This is a genomic window from Arthrobacter sp. EPSL27, assembly GCF_001512305.1.
Lineage (GTDB): Bacteria > Actinomycetota > Actinomycetes > Actinomycetales > Micrococcaceae > Arthrobacter.
This window is the reverse complement of sequence record NZ_LNUT01000004.1, coordinates 376,546-396,084: the sequence shown is the minus strand read 5'-3', so window position 1 is coordinate 396,084 and position 19,539 is coordinate 376,546. Positions and strand designations below refer to the sequence as shown.

Annotated in this window: 17 protein-coding genes and 1 pseudogene; 7 read left to right on the top strand and 11 right to left on the bottom strand. The window is 68.6% G+C overall.

The window, feature by feature from the left end:
- Nucleotides 1–44: 44 nt before the first annotated feature.
- A complete protein-coding gene (locus AR539_RS06605; protein ID WP_066433899.1) occupies nt 45–1,244 on the top strand; it encodes a VIT1/CCC1 transporter family protein in 1,200 nt (399 codons plus the stop codon).
- Nucleotides 1,244–2,152, top strand: a complete 909-nt coding sequence (locus AR539_RS06600; protein ID WP_066433897.1) for a matrixin family metalloprotease — start codon at nt 1,244–1,246, stop codon at nt 2,150–2,152. Before AR539_RS06605 ends, AR539_RS06600 begins: the two co-directional genes overlap by 1 nt.
- A gap of 4 nt (nt 2,153–2,156) precedes the next feature.
- Here the strand turns inward: AR539_RS06600 and AR539_RS06595 are convergent, their stop codons facing one another.
- Both AR539_RS06595 and AR539_RS06590 read right to left on the bottom strand, forming a co-directional pair.
- Nucleotides 2,157–3,290: an LOG family protein gene (locus AR539_RS06595; protein ID WP_066433895.1), complete on the bottom strand. Its 1,134-nt coding sequence runs from the start codon at nt 3,288–3,290 to the stop codon at nt 2,157–2,159.
- A 9-nt stretch (nt 3,291–3,299) separates the two neighbouring features.
- Nucleotides 3,300–3,794, bottom strand: a complete 495-nt coding sequence (locus AR539_RS06590) for an SRPBCC family protein (RefSeq protein ID WP_066433892.1) — start codon at nt 3,792–3,794, stop codon at nt 3,300–3,302.
- Between the two features lie 40 nt (nt 3,795–3,834).
- Here AR539_RS06590 and AR539_RS06585 point away from each other — a divergent pair, with 40 nt between their 5' ends.
- The 3 genes from AR539_RS06585 to iolB all read left to right on the top strand — a co-directional run bounded on the left by AR539_RS06585 (nt 3,835) and on the right by iolB (nt 6,560).
- Complete coding sequence (locus AR539_RS06585; protein ID WP_066433891.1) at nt 3,835–4,665, top strand: gamma-glutamyl-gamma-aminobutyrate hydrolase family protein; 831 nt, start codon at nt 3,835–3,837, stop codon at nt 4,663–4,665.
- Between the two features lie 150 nt (nt 4,666–4,815).
- Nucleotides 4,816–5,556, top strand: a complete 741-nt coding sequence (locus AR539_RS06580; protein ID WP_066436184.1) for a GntR family transcriptional regulator — start codon at nt 4,816–4,818, stop codon at nt 5,554–5,556.
- Nucleotides 5,557–5,663: 107 nt separating this feature from the next.
- A complete protein-coding gene (iolB, locus tag AR539_RS06575) occupies nt 5,664–6,560 on the top strand; it encodes a 5-deoxy-glucuronate isomerase (protein ID WP_066433889.1) in 897 nt (298 codons plus the stop codon).
- Nucleotides 6,561–6,680: 120 nt separating this feature from the next.
- Here iolB and AR539_RS06570 read toward each other — a convergent pair whose 3' ends face one another.
- From AR539_RS06570 to AR539_RS06545, 6 genes are read right to left on the bottom strand one after another with little or no spacing between them, the layout of a single operon-like run.
- Nucleotides 6,681–7,715: a Gfo/Idh/MocA family oxidoreductase gene (locus AR539_RS06570; protein ID WP_066433887.1), complete on the bottom strand. Its 1,035-nt coding sequence runs from the start codon at nt 7,713–7,715 to the stop codon at nt 6,681–6,683.
- Nucleotides 7,712–8,506: a TIM barrel protein gene (locus AR539_RS06565; RefSeq protein WP_066433885.1), complete on the bottom strand. Its 795-nt coding sequence runs from the start codon at nt 8,504–8,506 to the stop codon at nt 7,712–7,714. The genes AR539_RS06570 and AR539_RS06565 overlap by 4 nt, the downstream gene beginning before the upstream one ends.
- Nucleotides 8,506–9,636, bottom strand: a complete 1,131-nt coding sequence (locus tag AR539_RS06560) for a Gfo/Idh/MocA family oxidoreductase (RefSeq protein ID WP_082699222.1) — start codon at nt 9,634–9,636, stop codon at nt 8,506–8,508. The genes AR539_RS06565 and AR539_RS06560 overlap by 1 nt, the downstream gene beginning before the upstream one ends.
- Before the next feature lie 31 nt (nt 9,637–9,667).
- A complete protein-coding gene (locus AR539_RS06555; RefSeq protein WP_066433884.1) occupies nt 9,668–10,585 on the bottom strand; it encodes an ATP-binding cassette domain-containing protein in 918 nt (305 codons plus the stop codon).
- Between the two features lie 15 nt (nt 10,586–10,600).
- A complete protein-coding gene (locus AR539_RS06550; protein ID WP_066433882.1) occupies nt 10,601–11,656 on the bottom strand; it encodes an ABC transporter permease in 1,056 nt (351 codons plus the stop codon).
- A 57-nt stretch (nt 11,657–11,713) separates the two neighbouring features.
- Nucleotides 11,714–12,709 carry a substrate-binding domain-containing protein gene (locus AR539_RS06545; RefSeq protein WP_066436180.1) on the bottom strand — a complete coding sequence of 332 codons (996 nt, stop codon included), beginning with the start codon at nt 12,707–12,709 and terminating at the stop codon, nt 11,714–11,716.
- Between the two features lie 372 nt (nt 12,710–13,081).
- Between AR539_RS06545 and AR539_RS18940 the strand changes: the two are divergent.
- A pseudogene (locus tag AR539_RS18940) lies at nt 13,082–14,761 on the top strand (DUF222 domain-containing protein); the annotation flags it as partial.
- A gap of 459 nt (nt 14,762–15,220) precedes the next feature.
- Here AR539_RS18940 and AR539_RS06530 read toward each other — a convergent pair.
- Nucleotides 15,221–16,528, bottom strand: a complete 1,308-nt coding sequence (locus tag AR539_RS06530; protein WP_066433870.1) for an MFS transporter — start codon at nt 16,526–16,528, stop codon at nt 15,221–15,223.
- A 170-nt stretch (nt 16,529–16,698) separates the two neighbouring features.
- Between AR539_RS06530 and AR539_RS06525 the strand changes: the two genes are divergently transcribed.
- Entirely contained in the window at nt 16,699–17,148 is a 450-nt protein-coding gene (locus AR539_RS06525; protein ID WP_066433868.1) for a MarR family winged helix-turn-helix transcriptional regulator, read from the top strand.
- A 62-nt stretch (nt 17,149–17,210) separates the two neighbouring features.
- Here the strand turns inward: AR539_RS06525 and AR539_RS06520 are convergent, their stop codons facing one another.
- Complete coding sequence (locus AR539_RS06520; protein WP_066433861.1) at nt 17,211–18,629, bottom strand: sugar porter family MFS transporter; 1,419 nt, start codon at nt 18,627–18,629, stop codon at nt 17,211–17,213.
- Nucleotides 18,626–19,501, bottom strand: a complete 876-nt coding sequence (locus AR539_RS06515; protein WP_066433859.1) for a sugar phosphate isomerase/epimerase family protein — start codon at nt 19,499–19,501, stop codon at nt 18,626–18,628. Before AR539_RS06515 ends, AR539_RS06520 begins: the two co-directional genes overlap by 4 nt.
- Nucleotides 19,502–19,539: the final 38 nt, after the last annotated feature.

Genomic DNA, 19,539 nt, shown 5'->3' with positions numbered 1-19,539 from the left:
ACGCAACGGGGCCGAACCATGCCCTTTCCAGCCCAGGAGCTTCCGTGTCCCAGCACGCCACATCTGACCCGTTCCAGCACGACCCGAGCCGCCCGGAGTCCCCGCAGGACGCACCCGGCCCCGGCACCCCCGCCGCAAACCCGGAGCCGCCGGCACCCGCCGCAGCGCCCAGCTCCGCGGACATCCGGCGGTGGCGCCAGTACCTCGCCGACGAACGGGCCGAGGCCGCGGTCTACCGGGACCTCGCCCAGAACCGCACCGGCGAAGAACGCGACATCCTCCTTGCCCTCGCCGACGCCGAAGGCCGCCACGAGGCGCACTGGCTCCAGCTGCTGGGTGAACACGCCGGCCGCCCCCGCCCCGCATCGCTGCGCAGCCAGCTCCTGGGCTTCCTGGCCCGCCACTTCGGCTCTGTCTTTGTCCTGGCCCTCGCGCAGCGCGCCGAAAGCCGGTCCCCGTACGCCAACGACCCTTCCGCCACCCCGGCCATGGTGGCCGACGAACAAATCCACGAGGAAGTGGTCCGAGGCCTGGCCACCCGCGGCCGGAACCGGCTGGCCGGCACCTTCCGGGCCGCCGTCTTCGGAGCAAACGACGGTTTGGTCAGCAACCTTTCCCTGGTCATGGGCATGGCGGCCTCCGGTGTGGGAAGTTCCGTGGTGTTGCTCAGCGGCGTCGCCGGCCTGCTGGCCGGGGCACTGTCCATGGGAGCGGGCGAGTTCATCTCGGTGCGCTCTCAGCGCGAACTCCTGGCCGCCACCCGGCCCACCCAGATCACCCTCGCCGCCGCCCCGTCCCTGGACATCGAGCACAACGAACTGCTGCTGGTGTACCTGGCCCGCGGCATGTCCCGGGAGGCCGCCGAGCACCGCGTCGCGGAGCGGATGGGCCTGCTCGACTGCGACTGCGACCCCAGCCTGTCCCTGCAGCCTGACGTCCCGGAGTCCCACGACGAGCACGAGGCCGTCGGCACTGCCTGGAGCGCGGCGGCGTCGAGCTTCTGCTTCTTCGCCTCCGGCGCCATTGTGCCGATCCTGCCGTTCGTCCTCGGGATGACCGGCATCGCGGCGCTGGTGGTGTCCGCCGTGCTGGTGGGCATCGCCCTGCTGTTCACCGGCGGCGTGGTGGGCCTGCTCTCCGGCACCTCCCCCACCACCCGGGGCCTGCGCCAGCTGGCGATCGGCATGGGCGCCGCTGCCGTGACGTACCTGCTGGGACTGGCCTTCGGCGCTGTGGTGGCCTAGTGGACGGTCCGGAGTTCCGGGACCGCACCCCGCGGCACAGCCGCTCCCGCACCACCTGGCGCATTGTCCGCGGCCTCGCCGCCGCTGCCCTGATTGCCGGCGCGGCGTTTGTGGCCGCCGGCTTCATCTACGGGGATCCGCGCTTCTCCGGGCTCTTCGAAGTCAGCCGCGGCACCGGGCACGGCACCGCGATGGCAGGCCAGCCCGGCCAGCCGGCTGCCCCCGAGGAACTCCGGACGGACACTCCGCCGCCCGGTGTCGAGGAGGAGGACAAGCCGCTGGGGCATCCGCAGAAGCCGGCCGTCGCCAGCAGCTCCTACAGGTTCCTGGCCGTCAACGACGACGGCACTCCGGTGGGCTATTCGCCGTGCCGGCCGCTGCACTACGTGGTGAACGCGGCACTGGCCCCGGAGGGCGCCGAGAACCTGGTGGAGAACGCGATCAGGACGATCTCCACGGCCACCGGCATCCGGTTCGTCGCCGACGGCGCCACCACCGAGGAGCCCTCACCGACCCGGGTCCCCTACCAGCCGGAGGCCTACGGGGAACGCTGGGCACCGCTGCTGATCACTTGGACCACCCCGGACCAAGCCCCGCAGCTGAAGGGCCCGGTGATCGGCACCGGGGGCAGCACCCACTTCAGTTTTGGCGACGGCCCCAAGAGCTTCGTCACCGGCAGCCTGGAACTCGACGCCCCGCAGATCGCCGAGGAGCTGGGCCGGCAGGACGGCGCGGCGTATGCCACCGCGGTGATCCTGCATGAGCTGGGCCATGTGATGGGGCTGGAGCACGTGGACGATCCTGTCCAGCTGATGTACCCGGAGATCGGCGCGCCGGACGGCCTGGCCGCCGGGGACCTGAACGGCCTGTACGAACTGGGCAAAGCGCAGTGCCGCAAGGACCTCTAGGCACCTACCGGTCCAGGACCGCGAGCGCTTCCTCCACCGTGTCCACAAGGAAGATCCGGCGCTCCATCTGCCGGCCCGCCGCGAGGCTCTGCAGGAGGGGCCACGCCGGGTAGCGCCGCAGCCAGTGCTCCTCGCCCACCAGCACCATCGGCGTGATGGTTTCCGGGGTGCCGTAGTAGTTCTCGCAGGCGTCCTGGAAAATCTCCTGCACGGTGCCCCCGGAGCCCGGCAGGAAGACGATGCCGCCGTTGCACAGCTCCAGCAGGATGGCCTCGCGGATGGCGTTCGCGAAGTACTTGGCGATGTGCGTGGCGAAAAAGTTCGGCGGCTCGTGCCCGTAGAACCAGGTGGGAATCCCCAGCGACGGGGCTCCTTCCGGGTGGCGTTCGACGACGGCGGCGGCGGACCGTGCCCACGCCGAGACGGACGGGCGGAACCCGGGCACTGCGGCAAGGTCAGCCAGCGCCCGCCTGAAGTCCTGTTCCGGGGCCTCGCTGAGATAGGCGCCGAGGTTGGCTGCCTCCATGGTGCCGGGGCCGCCGCCGGTGGCAACCACACGGCCGTCCCGGGCCAGCAGGCGCCCCAGCAGGGCGGCCTCCTCGAAAACAGCTGATCCGCGGTGCGCCGCGTGCCCGCCCATGACGCCCACCATGGTCCGGCCGACGCAGAGATCCGAGCGGGTCAGGTCATCGAGGGCATCGCCGATCGAGTGGTCGTGCAGCGCCGCGGCCAGGGTCGCGTCCAGGCGGTGCCGCTGGCCGGGGCGGATGCTCCACTGGTACACCCTGGCATCCGGGGTGTCCTCGTAGCGTGTCTCGGTAATGCCCTCGTAGAGCTCCTGCGGCGTGTACAGCCGCCCGCGGTAAGGGTTGAACGGCACCGCCTCAAGCCGCGGAAAGATGAGGGCGCCGCGGCTGCGCAGCAGATCCTCCACGCCGTCGTCGAACGTGCAGCCCAGGAAGATCCCGCCCTGCGCCTGCATCGCGGCGAGCTGCGCCGATCGTCCGCGCAGGTCCAGCGACTGGGCATGCCAGCCCTGCATGGACCTCGCCCCGGCCGCGACCAGCCGGTCGAAGCTGTCCAGGCTTTCGACCTCCAGCGTCCGGGGGCTCGGGTGCAGGCTGCGGGCGGCACTCATCCGGGGCCCCTAGCGGAGCTGGTCCGGGGCGGACCCGGTGCTGGATGCGGTTTCGGAGCTCATGTAGGCGTCCAGCTTGGCGAGCGTCTGCTCGATGTTGGCCGGGTGCCGGCGGACGTAACCGAGCAGGCGCAGGAGGATCCGTGCGGGCACGTGCCGGGCGTCCCACTGCTCGGTGACCGTGGTGCCGGGCCTGCCGGCGGCGTCAACGGCGGGCTCCAGCAGGTAACGCCAGATGTGGCCGCCGAAGTGCCGCCACGCGATCCGGCGGCCCTCCTCGAACTCGCACACGGTATTGAGGATCTTGTAGTCGAGCAGGATGTTCATCTCCATGCCGAACTTCGCCCCCAGGGACAGCCGCTCCGGGCCGCGCGGCTGGGCGCCTTTGACGGTATCCGAGCCGTCAATCACGCTGTGCAGCGCGGGGGTGGCGAGCACGTCGAAGATGGCTTCCGGGGCGGCCGCGATGAAGCGGCTGCGGGACACGAGATATCGGTTCGTCATCCGGCAATCCTAGACCCGGCGCATGTGTGCAGAATGAATCATGCAGACTCCGCCCCTCCCCCGCAGCAGCCGGCCGCGCATCGGCATTCCCGTCCGCCTCAGCAGCTCGTCGGACCCTGATCCGCGGGTGGCGGAGGCCAACGAACTCTTCGACTACATCGTGGAACTGGTGCGCGACGGCGGCGGCGAACCGGTGCTCCTTTCCTCGCCGGAGGAGCCGCTGGAGGCGCTCGACGGCGTCGTCCTCCCGGGCGGCGGCGACCTGGACCCCCGGCTCTACGGCGAGGAACCGGGGGACGCCTGCTACGACGTCAGCCAGGCGCAGGACGGCCTGGACCTTGCCATCGCGCGGCGGTCGATCGACGCCGGCCTGCCCGTGCTGGGCATCTGCCGGGGCCACCAGCTGCTCAACGTCCTCTACGGCGGGACGCTGCTCCAGGACATGGACCCCGGCACCGTGCCGCACCGGGAACCGGTCCCCGTGCCCGTGCCCGGCGCGGGGCCGTGGGCCTGGCACGAGGTGGAGGTCCGGGGCGGCACCAAGGTGGCCGGCCTGTACGGCAGAACCGCGGGATCCGGCGGCCAAGAGAACGGCGGCCAGGAGCACGGGGAGGGCCACGGCGCCGGCGGCGTCACGGTCAAGATCGCCTCCGGCCACCACCAGGCCGTGGCCCGGGTGGCGGACGGACTGGTGGTCACAGCGGTGGCCGAGGACGGCACCGTCGAGGCGTTGGAGGACCCGGACCGCTGGGTGGCGTCCGTACAGTGGCACCCGGAGGCCCTGGAGCTGCCGGCCGAGCAGCGGCTGGCACCGTTCCGGGCCTTTGCCGACGTGTGCCGGTCCGGCAATTCGGGGCGCATTCAATCCTGACAGCGTGCCTGACGCCCTGCTACTATCGACTTAGGCAGTATGTCCTATCAAGCGAACATACGCGGACAATACTGCCGACAAAGTACTGGCAGCCGCACCGGTTTCCGGTCCGGGGCACAAGGGAGCGCAACAGTCGTGGTGGCACAGAAACTGACGAATCAGCTTAACCTCAACATCGACCGGTCCTCCCCCGTGCCGCTGTATCACCAGGTGGTGCAAGGCATCGAAGCCGCGATCCACGGCGGCCTGCTGCCGCCGGGCAGCCGCCTCGACAACGAGATTGACCTCGCCGCCCAGCTGAACCTGTCCCGGCCCACCATGCGCAAGGCCATGGACGAACTGGTCCGCTCGGGCCTGCTGGTGCGCAAGCGCGGGGTGGGCACGCAGGTGGTCTCCAGCCAGGTCCGGCGCCCCCTCGAACTCTCCAGCCTCTTCGACGACCTCAGCAACAACGGCAGCACGCCCACCACCGAGGTGCTGAGCTTCTCCCACGACGAGGCCGACGCCGCGACCCGCACGGCCCTGCAGCTTCCCGCCGGCGCAAAGGTTTACCATTTCACCCGGCTCCGGAAAGTCGGTGGGAAACCCCTGGCCCTGATGGAGAACTGGGTCCGCGACGACATCACCGCCATCGATGAAGCGCTGCTTGCCGAGCAGGGCCTCTACGGCATCCTCCGCAACGGCGGCGTGAACTTCCGGCTCGCGTCGCAGCGGATCGGTGCCGTGATCGCCAACGACTACCAGGCCTCCATGCTGGAAACCACCCCGGGCTCCGCCCTGGTCACCATGGAGCGCACCGCCGTGGATGACACCGGACGCCAGGTGGAGACCGGTCACCACGTGTACCGGGCGGATTCCTACAGCTTCGAAATGACGCTCGTCCAAAGGTAGGCCTCCGGCAGGCGGGGCGGCCGGACACGGCGCACCGCCCTGCCGTGGACTCCACCACCCGTCAATCCCCGCGCAGCCCTCCGGCGCGACAAGAAAGGGCAGAACTTATGGCCAACTGGGTCTATCCGCTCGGCACCGCCGCCCACGGCCCCTGGGACGTATCCCTGGGGACCACCGACTCCGCACTGGACGTACCGGGCTGGGCGCACACCGGCCTGAAGGTCGCCACGCTGGCCCCTGGAGCCGCCGTCGAGCTTCCCGCCGCGGGCGAGGAACGCATTGTGGTGCCGCTGGGCGGCTCCTTCACGGCCGCGGTCGACGGCGAGAAGTACCGGCTGGCCGGCCGCGAAAGCGTCTTCAGCGGCCCCAGCGACGTGCTCTACACCGGAACCGGCAAGGCGTTGACCATCAGCTCGGCCGACGGCGGGCGCGTCGCCATCGCCACTGCCCCGGCCCATGCCTCCTACCCGACCCGCCTGATCACCGCTGCCGAGACGCCGGTGGAACTGCGCGGCGCCGGCAACTGCTCCCGCCAGGTCCACAATTTCGGCACCCCCGCGGCGCTGGAGGCGGACCGCTTTATCGTCTGCGAGGTCCTCACTCCGGCCGGCAACTGGTCCTCCTATCCTCCGCACAAGCACGACGAGGAGAAGGACGGCGAGACCAGCTTGGAGGAGATCTACTACTTCGAGACCCGGGTCTCCCCCGGCGCTCCCGCCCGGCCGGGCGGGGACGACGCGATCGGCTACCAGCGGGTTTACGCCTCGGACGAGCGCCCCATCGACGTCTCCGCGGAGGTGCGCACCGGCGACGTCGTCCTGGTGCCCTACGGCTGGCACGGGCCGGCCATGGCCGCGCCGGGCTACGACCTGTACTACCTGAACGTGATGGCGGGCCCCGGCCCGGTGCGCGACTGGCTTATCAGCGACGACCCGCACCACGGCTGGATCCGCCAGACCTGGGAGGGCCAGGACGTAGACCCGCGGCTGCCGTTCGGCGCCTGAAGCCCGCAGCTGCATCCCTGAACAGAAGAACGCCGGAGTACAGAAGAACCCCGGAGCCCGATGGGCTCCGGGGTTCTTTGATCTGGGTGTCTGATTAGCGGGGTCGGACCTGCGGCGCTGTCAGCGGGACACGGCCTGGACCACCCGGACCGGCACCCCGGCCGCGAGGGATTCCTGGGCGGCGTCCGCCACCCGGGAGGCGGCCACAGCGTCATCCGGAGTGCAGGGATTCTCCCGGCGGCCGAGGATGAGTTCAACGAAGGCTGCCATCTCGGAACGGTAGGCCGCCTCGAAGCGCTCGGCGAAAGTGCGGTGCGGGTCCCCGGACGGGAAGGTGACCCCTGGTTCGGCTGAGGCCAGGGCCGCCTGGTCGTCCAGGCCCACCATGATCGAACTGCGTGAACCCTGGATTTCCAGCCGCACGTCGTGTCCCGCGCCGTTGTACCGGGTGGCGGAGACCGTGCCGACGGTGCCGTCGTCGAACGTCACCAGCGCAAGGGCCGTGTCCACATCACCGGCAGCCCCGATGGCGGGGTCCCCGTTGTTGGAGCCCTTGGCATAGACCTCGACGATTTCGCGGCCGGTCAGCCAGCGCAGAATGTCGAAATCATGGACCGAGCAGTCCCGGAACAGCCCGCCGGAGCTGGCCAGGAACTCGACCGGCGGCGGCGCCATGTCGCAGGTGACGGCGCGCAGCGAGTGGATCCAGCCCAGTTCCCCGGCCTGGTAAGCGCGCCGGGCCTCCAGGTATCCGGCGTCGAAACGGCGCTGGTGGCCGATCTGCACCACGCCGTTCCGTTCCCGGATGTAGCCCAGCAACGGCAGGGCATCCGCCACGTTCAGGGCAACGGGCTTTTCGCAGAAAACCGGGACGCCGGAGTCCACCCCGGCCTTGATCAGGTCCGGGTGGGTTCCGGTTCCGGTGGCGATGACCAGGCCGTCCAGTCCGGAGGCCAGGAGCGCCTCCACTGAGGGCAGGAACTCGGCCCCGAGCCCGGCGGCCACAGCCCGGGCATGGTCTGCGGCGACGTCGGTGAGCCGGAGCCGGACATTGATGCCTTGCGGGTTCAAGGTGCCGTTGAGCGCGGCGATGTTTTTGGCGTGCATGACGCCGATGCGCCCCACGCCGACCAGTCCGAGAACGACGTCTTTCATACTTCCGCCTTCACTCGGTCTGCGGAGACGGTGAACGCTGCCCGGAAGGCATCCAGGGCAGCCTGGCTGTCGCCGCTGGCCCAGGCTTCCATGCCCACGGTCCCGTCGTAGCCGGCGTCCGCGAGGGCCCTGGCGACGGCGGCGTAGTTGATCTCGCCGGTCCCGGGTTCGCACCGGCCCGGCACATCCGCCACTTGGATTTCTCCGAGGTACGGAAGGGCGCTCCGGACCAGCTCGATCAGGTTCCCCTCCCCCATCTGGGCGTGGTACAGGTCCAGCATGAGCCGGGCGTTGGGGTGCCCGGCAGCCTGCACCAGCGCCAGGGTGTCCATGGCGCGGGCCAGCGGGATGCCGGGGTGGTCCAGGATGGTGTTGAGGTTCTCGAGGCAGAAGGTCACCCCGTGCTTCTCGCCCAGCCGGCCCAGCCGTTCCAGGGTGCGGGCGCCGGTGATCCACATCTGGCCGGTGGACCGGTAGGCCGGGCGTGCCGCCTGGCCGTCGACGAGTTCCGCCGGGTGCACCACCATCCGGCTTACGCCGAGCTCCAGGGCCGTGGGGATCAGTGTTTCGGCGGTCCGCACCACCTCGTCGGCGGTCTCGGGGTCCACCAGGCTGCCGGCGGTGTATCCCGTCATGGAGGAAAAAGTTGCCCCGGTGGCCTTCAGGGCGGCGATGTCTGTGGTCCGCGGGTCCCAAAGCTCGACGTCGAAACCGGCGTCGTGGATCCGGCGCACCCGCTCGGTGAACGGGAGGTCGGTGAAGACCATCTCCGCGCAGACGGCGAGCCGCATCAGAGGGCTGCCGTCTCGGTAACGGCCGCTGTTGGGACGCCTGCTGTTTTGACCCCTACGGGAGCCCCGCTCTTGACCGACTCGATGCAGGCGAGCGCTACGGCAAGCGCGCGGCGGGCGTCCGCCGCGCCGGGCGTCAGTGTGTACGAGGCGGCGGACGGCGCGGCATCGTCGCTGCGGCCGTCCCGCTGTGACCGGACGGCGGCGGCGAAGTCGGCGAGCTCATCCGTGTAGGCATCGCGGAACAGTTCGACGTTCAGCCGGGGCGTGTCGGCAGACATTCCGTCGGCTGTGTAGCGCCGGGCGGCGGTTTCCGTGGCGCGCCCTGCCTGCACCATCCCCTTGGAGCCGAAGACTTCGCCGCGGATGTCGTAGCCGTAGAGGGCACTGAAGTTTGCCTCGGCCACGGCGATAGCAGCGTTGCTGTAGCGGATGGTGACGACGGCGGTGTCCAGGAAGCCCTGCTCGCGCAGCCCGGGTTCCACCAGCGCGTCGGCAACCGCGTAGACCTCCACCGGCTCGGCGCCTTCGTTGAACCAGTTCAGCGTGTCGAAGTCGTGGATGAGGGTTTCCAGGAAGACGGTCCAGGCCGGGACCTTGGCCGCGTGCGGAATGCTTCCCGTCCCCGGGTCCCGGGTCAGCGAGCGCAGGAGCTGGGGTGTGCCGGCGGTGCCGGCCGCGAGGTCCTTCTTTGCGGCCTGGAAGTCCGACGCGTACCGGCGGTTGAAGCCGATCTGGAAGTGCACTCCGGCTGCCTCCACGGCGGCCAGGGCGGCGTCGAGTTCATCGAGGCCCTGGCCGGCCGGCTTCTCGCAGAACACGTGCTTTCCGGCGGCGGCGGCCTGGCCGATCAGCTGCGCGTGGAAGCGTGCCGGGCTGGCGATAATCACGGCATCGATCTCCGGGTCGGCCAGGATGTCGGCCGCGTCGGCTGTCACCTTGGCCGTTCCCAGGGCGGATGCCAGCGCCGCGGCCGACTCCACATTGGGGTCCGCGATGGCGGCCAGCTCGGCGCCGGGGACCCGGCGGGCGATACTCTCGGCATGGAAGGCGCCCATCCAGCCGGAGCCGATGAGTCCGATCCTGACCGGTGCGGAGGTCTGGGCCGGGGTGTGGTTCAGGTAAGCCAAAGGCTTGTCCTTTCAGGAAGTGGGACGACAGCTACTGGTAGGTCTTGCCGGTGGTCTGGGACACGTCGGCGACTTCGCCCTTGACCTCTTTGACCACGTCGCCGTGGCCGCCGAGCTGTTCGAGCTCGTGGGCGAGTTCTGCCAGTTCGGCGCCGCCGGCCATCTGGGCGGTGAGCTCGTCGAGGGTGATGTCCTTCTTGTCGTAGTAGCCGATCGACTTGCCGCGCTTGAGCAGCAGGAACCGGTCGCCGACGGGGTAGGCGTGGTGGGGGTTGTGGGTGATGAAGATGACCCCCAGGCCGCGGTCGCGGGCCTGCAGGATGTAGCGGAGCACCACACCGGACTGCTTGACGCCGAGGGCGGCGGTGGGCTCGTCGAGGATCAGGACCTTCGCGCCGAAGTACACGGCGCGGGCGATCGCGACGCACTGGCGCTCACCGCCGGAGAGCTGGCCGATGGGCTGCTCCACGTCGCGGAGGTCGATGCCCATTTGGGCGAGTTCCTTGAGCGTGATCTCCTTCATCTTCTCGACGTCCATGCGCTTGAACGGACCGAAGCCGGAGGTCAGTTCCGAGCCGAGGAAGAAGTTCCGCCAGATCGGCATGAGCGGCACGACGGCGAGGTCCTGGTAGACGGTGGCGATGCCGACGTCGAGGGCGTCCCGGGGCGAGGTGAATTTCCGTTCCTCGCCCATGACGTTCAGGGTTCCGGCGTCGTGCTGGTGCAGGCCGGCGATGATCTTGATCAGGGTGGATTTCCCGGCGCCGTTGTCGCCCAGGACGCACGTGACGCGGCCGTTGTCGACGGCCATGGTGACGTCGGACAGGGCGATGATGTTGCCGTAGTGCTTCCCGACCCCTTCAAGGGAGAGCAGGTGGACCGGGGTGTGGGTAAGGGGGTCCGCTTCATTCTGAAGCAGCGTTTGCTGGTTGATCTCGTTGGCGTTCATAACTCTTCCGGCCCCTTACTTGAGTTCCGCGCGGCGCTTGACGATGAGGTTGACGATGGTGGCCAGCAGCAGCATCAGGCCGAGGAAGAACTTGAACCAGTCCGGGTTCCACTGCGCGTAGACGATGCCCTTGTTGGCCATGCCGAAGATGAACGCACCGATCGCGCCGCCGATCGCGGAGCCGTAGCCGCCGGTCAGGAGGCAGCCGCCGATCACTGCGGCGATGATGTAGAGGAACTCGTTGCCCACGCCTTCACCGGACTGCACGGTGTCGAAGGCGAAAAGGTTGTGCATGCCCAGGATCCAGCCGCAGAAGCCAACACCCATGAACAGGCCGATCTTGGTGGCCTTGACCGGAACACCCACGGCGCGGGCCGCGTTCGCGTCGCCGCCGACGGCGAAGATCCAGTTGCCGACGCGGGTCCGCATGAGCACCCAGGTGGCCACAGCCACCAGTGCGATCCAGATGAACACAGTGATTTTGACGTCGACGCCGGCGATGTTCACCGAGGAGGCGAACACGGCCCGCGCGGAGCCGAAGCCGTCCATGTTCGAGATCGAGGGGGAGGCCACGCCGCCGCCGATCAGCCGGGTCAGGCCAAGGTTCAGGCCGGTCAGCATCAGGAAGGTGGCCAATGTGACGATGAAGCTGGGCAGCTTGGTCTTCATCAGGATCCAGCCGTTGATGTAGCCGATGCCCAGGGAGACCAGCAGTGCCAGGCCCACACCGACCCAGACGTTGGTGCTGAAGTACCAGCTGAACATCGACGCCGTCAGCGCGGAGCTGATCACGGCGACTCCGGTCGAGAGGTCGAACTCCCCGCCGATCATCAGCAGGGACACCCCTACCGCCATGATCCCGATCGTGGAGGACCCGTAGAGCACGGTGGCGAAGGCATTCGGCTGGGTGAAGGTCGGGGACACCAGCGCAAAGAAGACGAACAGGACGATCGCGCCCACCAGGGCACCGATCTCGGGCCGGCCGAGCAGTTTCTGAAACGGGCTGCGTTTGGCGACGCGCTCGTCGGCCGCCGCCGACTTTGTTGTTGTCTGTGTCTGGGTGATGGTCATGATGATTCTCCTTGCTGCCGGGCCGGCTTGCGCCGGCCCGGCCCGGCCAGCGGACTGTTAGCGGATGCCCTGCTGGGCGAAGGTCAGGACATCAGCCGCGTTGTCCTTGTCGATGAGCGCGGGTCCGGTGAGCACGGACTGGCCGCCGCCGATGCTGAAGCCGCCGCGCTTGTGCTGCCAGATGGCGTCGACGGCGCCGTAGCCCTGGAGCCACGGCTGCTGGTCCACGGTGAAGAGCACTGCCCCGTCAACGATCTTCTGGGCCAGGTCCGCGTTCAGGTCAAAGCTGGCCACCTTGGCAGAGCTGCCGGCGTCGGTGACCGACTTCAGGAGAGTCAGGGTGATGGGGGCGCCGAGGCCGATGATGACGTCGGCGTCCTTGGTGGCCTGGAGCTTGGCCGTTGCGGTGGACTGCACGGAGGTCATGTCCTTGCCATCAACGTAGAGGATCTCGGTTCCGGGCACCTTGGCCTTGACGCCGGCGCAGCGCGCTTCCAGGCCTACGTGGCCCTGCTCCTGGATCACGCAGACGGGGTGCTTGTAGTTCTCCGCGGCAAGCCGCGTGCCCACGGCCTCACCGGCGAGCTTTTCGTTGGAACCGAAGTGGGTGAAGGCCCCCAGCTGGGCTGAGACCCCCTCGCCGGCATTGAGGCTCACCACTGCGATGCCGGCGTCGGTGGCCGACTTCAGCACGTCCTTCAGGGCGTCGGGCTTGGCGAGCGTGACGGCAATGCCGTCCACTTTCTGGTCGATAGCCTGCTGGACGAGCTGGGCCTGGCGGCCGGCCTCAGGATCGGAGGTGTAGAGGAGCTCGACGTTGTCCTTAGCCGCGGCTTCCTCGGCGCCCTTGCGGACGATGTCCCAGAAGGTGTCCCCCGCCGCGGCGTGGGTGATCAGTGCTACTTTGATCCGCTCCGTGGAGGCGACCTGGCCGCCGCCTGCCGCGTTGCCTGAATCTGCGGGCTTGCCGCCGGTGCTGGAACACGCGCTCAGGGCCAGCATGGGTACCACGGCCGCTACGAGGGCCGTCTTCCGCCACGAGAACTTGGTCACGATCAATCTCCTTTGATTCCGGGCCACGCCGACCGCTTCGTTGCGTCAGTCCGTGAGCCATCTACAACTGATCATGGTGACTTAGCTCACGCATGTCAATAGTTTGTCCTGACATTAGGATGTAGTTACGTAACGAATGGGTTTCGTTCGGCGAAAGAGCTGGCGCCTGAGGGCGCGTTCCGGAGGCTTGCAGTTCCGGAATCGACGACGTCGGCAGGGCTGCGATGCCGGGGTGCGCTCGATCCAGCGGCGGCGAAGGCGGCGTCCGGGGCGGCCAGCCCGACGGCGGCTGGGGCCGCGGTGCCCGGGGGCGGCCAGCCCGACGGCGGCTGGGCTCGGCTTTTTGTCGGTGCCCCTTGAGACGATGTGGGTATGGAAAACAGGGTTGTTTTCAGCAGAGTGGTTTTTAGTAGCGAGTCTCGGGAAGCGGCGCGGGCTTTGGCCGCGTCCGCGGTGGCGCTGGCTGCCTCGATGGGCGCGGATCCTTCCGGTCTTCCCGACGGCGGGTCTGAGGGTAGTTCCGAGGGTGGTTCTGAGGGTGGTTCTCCCGAGGGCGGTTCTGGTCCGTTGGAGGGTGGGGATCCGTTGCGGGATCTGGCCGATGCGAGCCTGGATGGGTTGTCGGGGCTCGCCCGGGTGGAAGCGCAGACCGCGGCGTTGAAGGTCCTGGTCACCGGGGAGTATTTGGAAACAACCCAGGCTTTAGCGGCACCCGAGGCCTCCGGCACGGCGCAGGAAATGGCGGAGATCGCCGAGGTCGCGGGTGTGCTGGGGATCTCGGAACGGTCGGCCGGGGCGTTTCTGGGTGAGTGTGTGGCGTTGACCTCGCGCCTGCCGCTGACGCTGGCGGCGCTGGGTGCCGGGACACTCTCGTGGCAGCATGCACGGGTCATGGTGGACGAGACGGCGAACCTGGACGCCGCGGGGGCGGCGGCGCTGGAGGCGCATTTCCTGGACCCGTCCGCACCCGACCCGGCCCGGGGCTGCCCGGCCGGGGAACTGGTCCCGGGGCGGTTCCGGGCCAAGGCCCGCACGTGGCGCGAACGCCACCACCCGGTCAGCATCGAAACCCGCCACAGGAAATGCGCGGCAGACCTGCGGGTCGAGTTCGTTCCGGACAGCGACGGCATGGCCTGGTTCAACACCTATCTTCCGGCGGAGACCACGGCGGGGATCTGAAACCGGACCACCGCGCAGGCGAGAGCGCTGCAAGGCCCGGAGGAGTCCCGGACCCTGACCCAGCTCCGCGCCGACATCGCTGCCACCCTCCTCCTCAACGGCAACACCACAACTGTCGACACCACAGCCGGCAACCGGGACATCACAGGCTTAGGGACGGCCGGCGGCGCAGGCACCGGGAGCAGGATGGATGGGCCGGGCGGGGCTGCAGCTGAGCGTAGGCCGGCCGACAGCGGGCATCCTGGCGGCCGGGATTGGACCAGCGGTGTGCCGGTGCCGCGGGCGCAGGTCCTGGTCACCGTACCGGTGATGTCGCTCTTGGGTGTCTCGGAGGAACCGGCGATGCTGGACGGATACGGGCCGATCCCGCCGTCCATGGCGCGCCGCCTCGTCGCCGATGGTGCGGATTCGTTCCACCGGGTCCTGGTTGATCCGCGGGACGGGGCGCCGCTGGAGATCGGCCGGACCAGCTACCGGGTCACCAAGGCCCTGCGGCAATGGTTGCGGCTTCGGGACGCCAAATGCTCCTTCCGGGGCTGTAACAACGCCTCGCTCGACAACGATGCGGACCACGTCCTAGCTTGGGCTGACGGCGGGACCACAGGCATCAGCAACCTTGGCCAGCCCTGCCGGAAACACCACCGCCTCAAACACACGACCGCCTGGACACCCGCCGGACCCACCAAAGAGAGCCCGCCCGGTTGGACCTCACCGACCGGACGGACCTACCCCAGCGAACACCAGGACTGGGAACCACCCCACTGGCCGGACAACATCCCACTCACTGACGCAAACCCGGATCCGAGCACGCCGCCGGACCAAGGCTGGTGCCCGGACCCCGAGGCGCCACCGGACCCGGGCTGGCAGCCGGACCCCGGCACGCCCCCGGACCAAAGCCGCTGCCCGGATTCTGGCGCGGACTGGAACCAGTTCGCGACTGGCTTCCCTGGCGACGATCCTGGCGAGCTGTTTGACCCGGGACCATCACTCGACCCCGGAGGGTGCCCCGACATGGAACCGCCTCCGGACCAGTTTGCGGCTGGCTTCCCTGGCAACGATCCTCGCGAGCCGTTTGATCCGGGACCAGCACTCGACCCCGGATGGTGCCCCGACATGGAACCGCCTCCGGACCAGTTCGCGGAATGGTACCCGTTCGCCGCCGGTCAGGACCCCGAACCGGAGCTCCCGCCGGACCCCGGCCCGGAACCAGGACTGGAACTACCCGCAGACCCGTTCCCGGACTGGTTCGAGTTCGCCATCCGGCGCCTAGGCCAGGAGTCTGGACCGGCAACGCTCCTATAGGGCTCCGCCGGCAGTCGGCAACTCAGGACTTCAGCTCCGCTGGAGTTCCGCATGCTCCCGTGCAGTGCCGAGAGATTCTACGTCGGCTCCGGAAAGGCCGTCGGACGGGTCCGAGACCAGGCTGCGCCGTTCGACGTCGCCCCGCTTCGCCGCCGCCGCCGCGAAGACCATGACCCCCAACCCCAGCAGGGTGATGCCGGCACCGGCCCAGATGGGCGAGGTGTAGCCCAGGCCGGCGGTGATGGTCACGCCGCCCATCCATGCGCCGAGGGCATTGCCCACATTAAAGGCGCCGATGTTGGCGCCGGACGCCAGCGTGGGCGCGGCCTCTGCGTACTTCATGACGCGCATCTGCAGTCCGGGGACGGTGGCGAAGCCGAAGCCGCCCAGCAGCACCATGGACGCGATGGTCACCGGCTGGCTGGCAGCGGTGAGGGCGAAGACCACCAGCACGATCACCAGCACGGCCAGGGCCACGAGCAGGGTGCGGTCCACGTTGCGGTCGGCCGCCTTGCCGCCGGCGGTGTTGCCGATGAAGAGGCCCACGCCGAACAGGATCAGCAGCCACGGGACGGTGGACGCGGAGAAGCCGCTGACTTCCGTCAGGGTGAAAGCGATGTAGGTGAAGGCTCCGAACATGCCGCCGTAGCCCAGGATCGTGACAAGGATGGACAGCCAGACCTGGCCGGAGCGGAAGGCCCGGAGCTCGCCCCGCAGACTGCCAGCAGCAGAACCGGCACCGGCGGAATCGGTGCGGGCCGAACCGGTGCGGGCCGAACCGCCCTCGGCGGGGGCGGCCTTGGGGACGAGGGCAAGGATGCCCACGAGGGCCAGCACGCCGATGCCGGTGATGGCCCAGAACGTTGACCGCCAGCCGGCGGCCTGGCCCAGCATGGTGCCGAACGGGACGCCCAGGACGTTTGCCGCCGTCAGCCCGGTGAACATGATGGCGATCGCACCGGCCTTTTTGGCGGGCGCCACCATGCTGGCAGCGACCACCGCACCGATGCCAAAGAAGGCGCCGTGCGCCAGCGCCGCGATAATCCGGCCCGCCATCATCAGCAAGTAGTCGGGCGCCACGGCTGAAACCAGGTTTCCGGCGATAAAGAGCACCATCAGCACGGCCAGCACCGGTTTGCGCTGGAAGCGCGTTACCGCGGCGGTCAGGAGCAGCGCTCCCACCACGACGGCGAGCGCATACCCGGAGATGAGCCAGCCGGCCACGGCTTCGCTGACCCGGAAGTCTGCCGCCACCTCAGGCAGCAGACCCATAATGACGAACTCGGTGAGTCCGATGCCGAACCCGCCAAGCGCGAGTGCTATCAGGCCAAGAGGCATGGAGAAGCTCCTTCAAAACTGTACGGAAAGAAATTCGAGGCGTAGCATATTAGTTGCAGACGCGTTATTTATTGTTGCACAAGCAACTATACCGCGCAAGCAACTATTTCTGCTGCCGCCGTTCCGTGGTCTCCAGGAGCCGGTGCAGGACGATGTGAAAGGGAGAACTCATGGGCATCAAGGACGACGCTGTCGAGGTCCGGGCGCAAGGCTGGCGGACCCTCGCGGCCTTGCACGGGCTGATCGAAGCGGAGCTGGAACGCTCGCTGCAGGCGGTGGCTCAGCTGTCCGTCGTGGAGTACACCGTGCTGGATGCGCTGAGCCGCCAGGACGGCTGGCACATGCGGATGCAGCAGCTGGCCCGCGCCACAGCGCTGAGCGCCAGCGCCACCACCCGCCTGGTGACCCGGCTCGAGGACCGCGGCCTGCTGACGCGGATTCTGTGCGCCGATGACCGCCGCGGGATCTACACCGAGCTCACCCCGAAGGGGGTCGACCTGCTGGAGGAGGCCCGGCCAAGCCATGACGCCGCCTTGGAGCGTGCGCTGGCCGGGGCGCACGAGGTGCCGGAGCTGGCGCCGCTGGTGGATGCCCTCCCCCGGCTCCACGCACGCGTCTGACCCGCCAACGCAGAAGCGCCCCGCCTGCGGGTCACCGCGGGCGGGGCGTTTCTCTGCCCAAGCTAGCCGGCGGCTGGTTCTTTGGCAGCCAGCTGCTTGAAGTGGTGCTCCAGGTCTTCCAGGCTCTTGTCCTTGGTTTCCGGGATGTATTTCGCGGCGAATGCGATGGCGCCGACGCCCAGCACGGCAAAGACGAAGAAGGTGCTGGACAGGCCGATCGCCGCGAGGAGCTGCGGGAAGCCGAAACCCACTAGGAAGTTCACCGTCCACAGCACAAAGGCTGAGGCGCCCATGCCGAGGCCCCGGATTTTCAGCGGGAAGATCTCGGACAGCATCAGCCAGGTCACCGGGGAGATGGCGCCCTGCTGGAATGCCAGGAACGTCACCGTCAGGGCCAGGATCACGAAGCCGCGGGCGGTGCCTTCGGGCAGGACCAGCGAGAACAACCCGATCAGCAGCAGCGCCGCCGTCGTGCCGATCTGGCCGGTGATCAGCATCCTGCGCCGGCCCACCCTGCCCAGCAGCCAGATCCCCACGAACGTGGCGAGGACCGAGATGACGCCGTTGGCGATGTTCGCCGTCAGGGCGGCTTCCCGGCCGAAGCCGGACTCCGCCAGGATCTGGGTGCCGTAGTACATGATCGAGTTCACGCCCGTGATCTGCTGGATGACCGCCAGGCCGATCCCCACCACGAAGATGCGGCGCAGCCAGGGCACGCTGAGGTCGCGCCAGGAGCCCATTTTGGACTTGTAGTCCTCCACGGCCATGGCCTTGACTTCCTCGAACTCGGCCCGGGCCTCGGACTGCGAGCGGATCCGCTGCAGCACGCTGAGGGTTTCGCCGAAGCTGCCCATCGAGGCCAGCCACCGCGGGCTTTCGGGCATAAAGTGCATGCCGATCCAGAGGGCGATCGCCGGGAGGGTGGCGATGACCAGCATCCAGCGCCAGATCCCGCCGGATTCACCGAAGGTGTTGCCGAGGTAGGCGTTGAAGATGAAGGCCAGCAGCTGGCCGGTGACGATCATCAGCTCGTTCTGGGTGACGATCCGGCCGCGCCGGGTGCTCGGCGAGACTTCGGCGAGGTAGACGGGCACGGTGACGGACGCCCCGCCGACGGCGAGGCCCAGGACGAACCGGGCCAGGATCATGACTTCAGTGTTCGGCGCGAACGTGCAGGCCAGGGTGCCGAGCAGGAAGATCACGGCGAGCACCATGATCATCCGGCGCCGCCCGTTGCGGTCCGCGAGGCGCCCGCCGAACAGGGCGCCGAAGGCGGCACCGAAGAGCAGCGAGGAGGTCACCAGCCCTTCCGTGAGCGGCGTCAGCCCCAGGTCCTCCTGCATGTACGGCAGGGCGCCGTTGATGACGCCGGTGTCGTATCCGAAGAGCAGGCCGCCGAAGGTGGAGATGATGGTGGCGGTGCGCAGTGCCTTCTTGTGGTTGGCGGGCGCCTTCCGCTGCTGGGCGGTTGCCGTCGTCATACGGTGGCCTTCTGGATGTGCTGCCTGATCGTGTCCAGCTGGTAGCGGGAGACCTCGGCGGCGTTCTCGTCCTCGGCGAAGACGCTGGAGACCATCACGGTGTCCTCGCGGTCGAGGAACCCGATCTCGCGGAGGCCGCCGAAGAACTCCTCCCAGTTGACGTCGCCGTCGCCGATTTTCAGGTGCTGGTGCACCCGCACCGGGTTGCCGGGCGGGTTGGTGATGTAGCGCAGCCCGTGCGAGGCGTGATGGTTCATGGTGTCCGCGACGTGGACCAGGCGCAGCTTGTCCCCTGCGGCCCGCATGATCTCCAGGGGTGCGTCCTTCATGTGGAAGCTGTGCGAGGCCACGTAGACCAGGCCCACGTTTTTGGAGTTGAGGCCGCGGATCACCCTGATGGCGGCCAGGCCCTCTTCGACGAAGTCGTCCGGGTGCGGATCGATCAGCAGGTCGATGCCCTCGCGTTCGATGATGGGCAGCAGCTCTTCCATGGAGCGGTAGAAGGCGCGCTCCGATTCCTCGGCCTTTTCCGGGCGGCCGCTGAATTCCGTGTTCATGGTGCTGACACCGAGGTCCACGGCGATCTGGATGGCACGCTTCCAGTAGCGGACGGCTGCCTCGCGGGCGTCCTCGTCCGGCCCGGACCAGCGCAGCACCGGCAGGACCGAGGCAATTTCGATCCCGGCGTCCTTGCAGGCCGCCTTGAGCTGGCCCACCAGCTCGTCGTCTGCCTTCGGGTGGTTGTAGAACGGGATGAAGTCGGCGTGCGGGGTCATCTGCATGTACTTGTAGCCAAGGTCCGCCACCACCCGCGGGAATTCAAGCAGGCTGTGCGAGTGGTGGAACGGCGTGGGATCAAGTGCGATTTTCACTTCGGAACACTCCATTGTGGATCAGTCGGGTTGTGCGT

What these genes read in the sequence shown, in the direction of transcription:
- AR539_RS06595 (WP_066433895.1), bottom strand. Translation starts at nt 3,290, where the DNA reads ATGAGTGCCGCCCGCAGCCTGCACCCGAGCCCCCGGACGCTGGAGGTC.
- AR539_RS06590 (WP_066433892.1), bottom strand. Translation starts at nt 3,794, where the DNA reads ATGACGAACCGATATCTCGTGTCCCGCAGCCGCTTCATCGCGGCCGCC.
- AR539_RS06585 (WP_066433891.1), top strand. Translation starts at nt 3,835, where the DNA reads ATGCAGACTCCGCCCCTCCCCCGCAGCAGCCGGCCGCGCATCGGCATT.
- iolB (WP_066433889.1), top strand. Translation starts at nt 5,664, where the DNA reads ATGGCCAACTGGGTCTATCCGCTCGGCACCGCCGCCCACGGCCCCTGG.
- AR539_RS06570 (WP_066433887.1), bottom strand. Translation starts at nt 7,715, where the DNA reads ATGAAAGACGTCGTTCTCGGACTGGTCGGCGTGGGGCGCATCGGCGTC.
- AR539_RS06565 (WP_066433885.1), bottom strand. Translation starts at nt 8,506, where the DNA reads ATGCGGCTCGCCGTCTGCGCGGAGATGGTCTTCACCGACCTCCCGTTC.
- AR539_RS06555 (WP_066433884.1), bottom strand. Translation starts at nt 10,585, where the DNA reads ATGAACGCCAACGAGATCAACCAGCAAACGCTGCTTCAGAATGAAGCG.
- AR539_RS06550 (WP_066433882.1), bottom strand. Translation starts at nt 11,656, where the DNA reads ATGACCATCACCCAGACACAGACAACAACAAAGTCGGCGGCGGCCGAC.
- AR539_RS06530 (WP_066433870.1), bottom strand. Translation starts at nt 16,528, where the DNA reads ATGCCTCTTGGCCTGATAGCACTCGCGCTTGGCGGGTTCGGCATCGGA.
- AR539_RS06525 (WP_066433868.1), top strand. Translation starts at nt 16,699, where the DNA reads ATGGGCATCAAGGACGACGCTGTCGAGGTCCGGGCGCAAGGCTGGCGG.
- AR539_RS06520 (WP_066433861.1), bottom strand. Translation starts at nt 18,629, where the DNA reads ATGACGACGGCAACCGCCCAGCAGCGGAAGGCGCCCGCCAACCACAAG.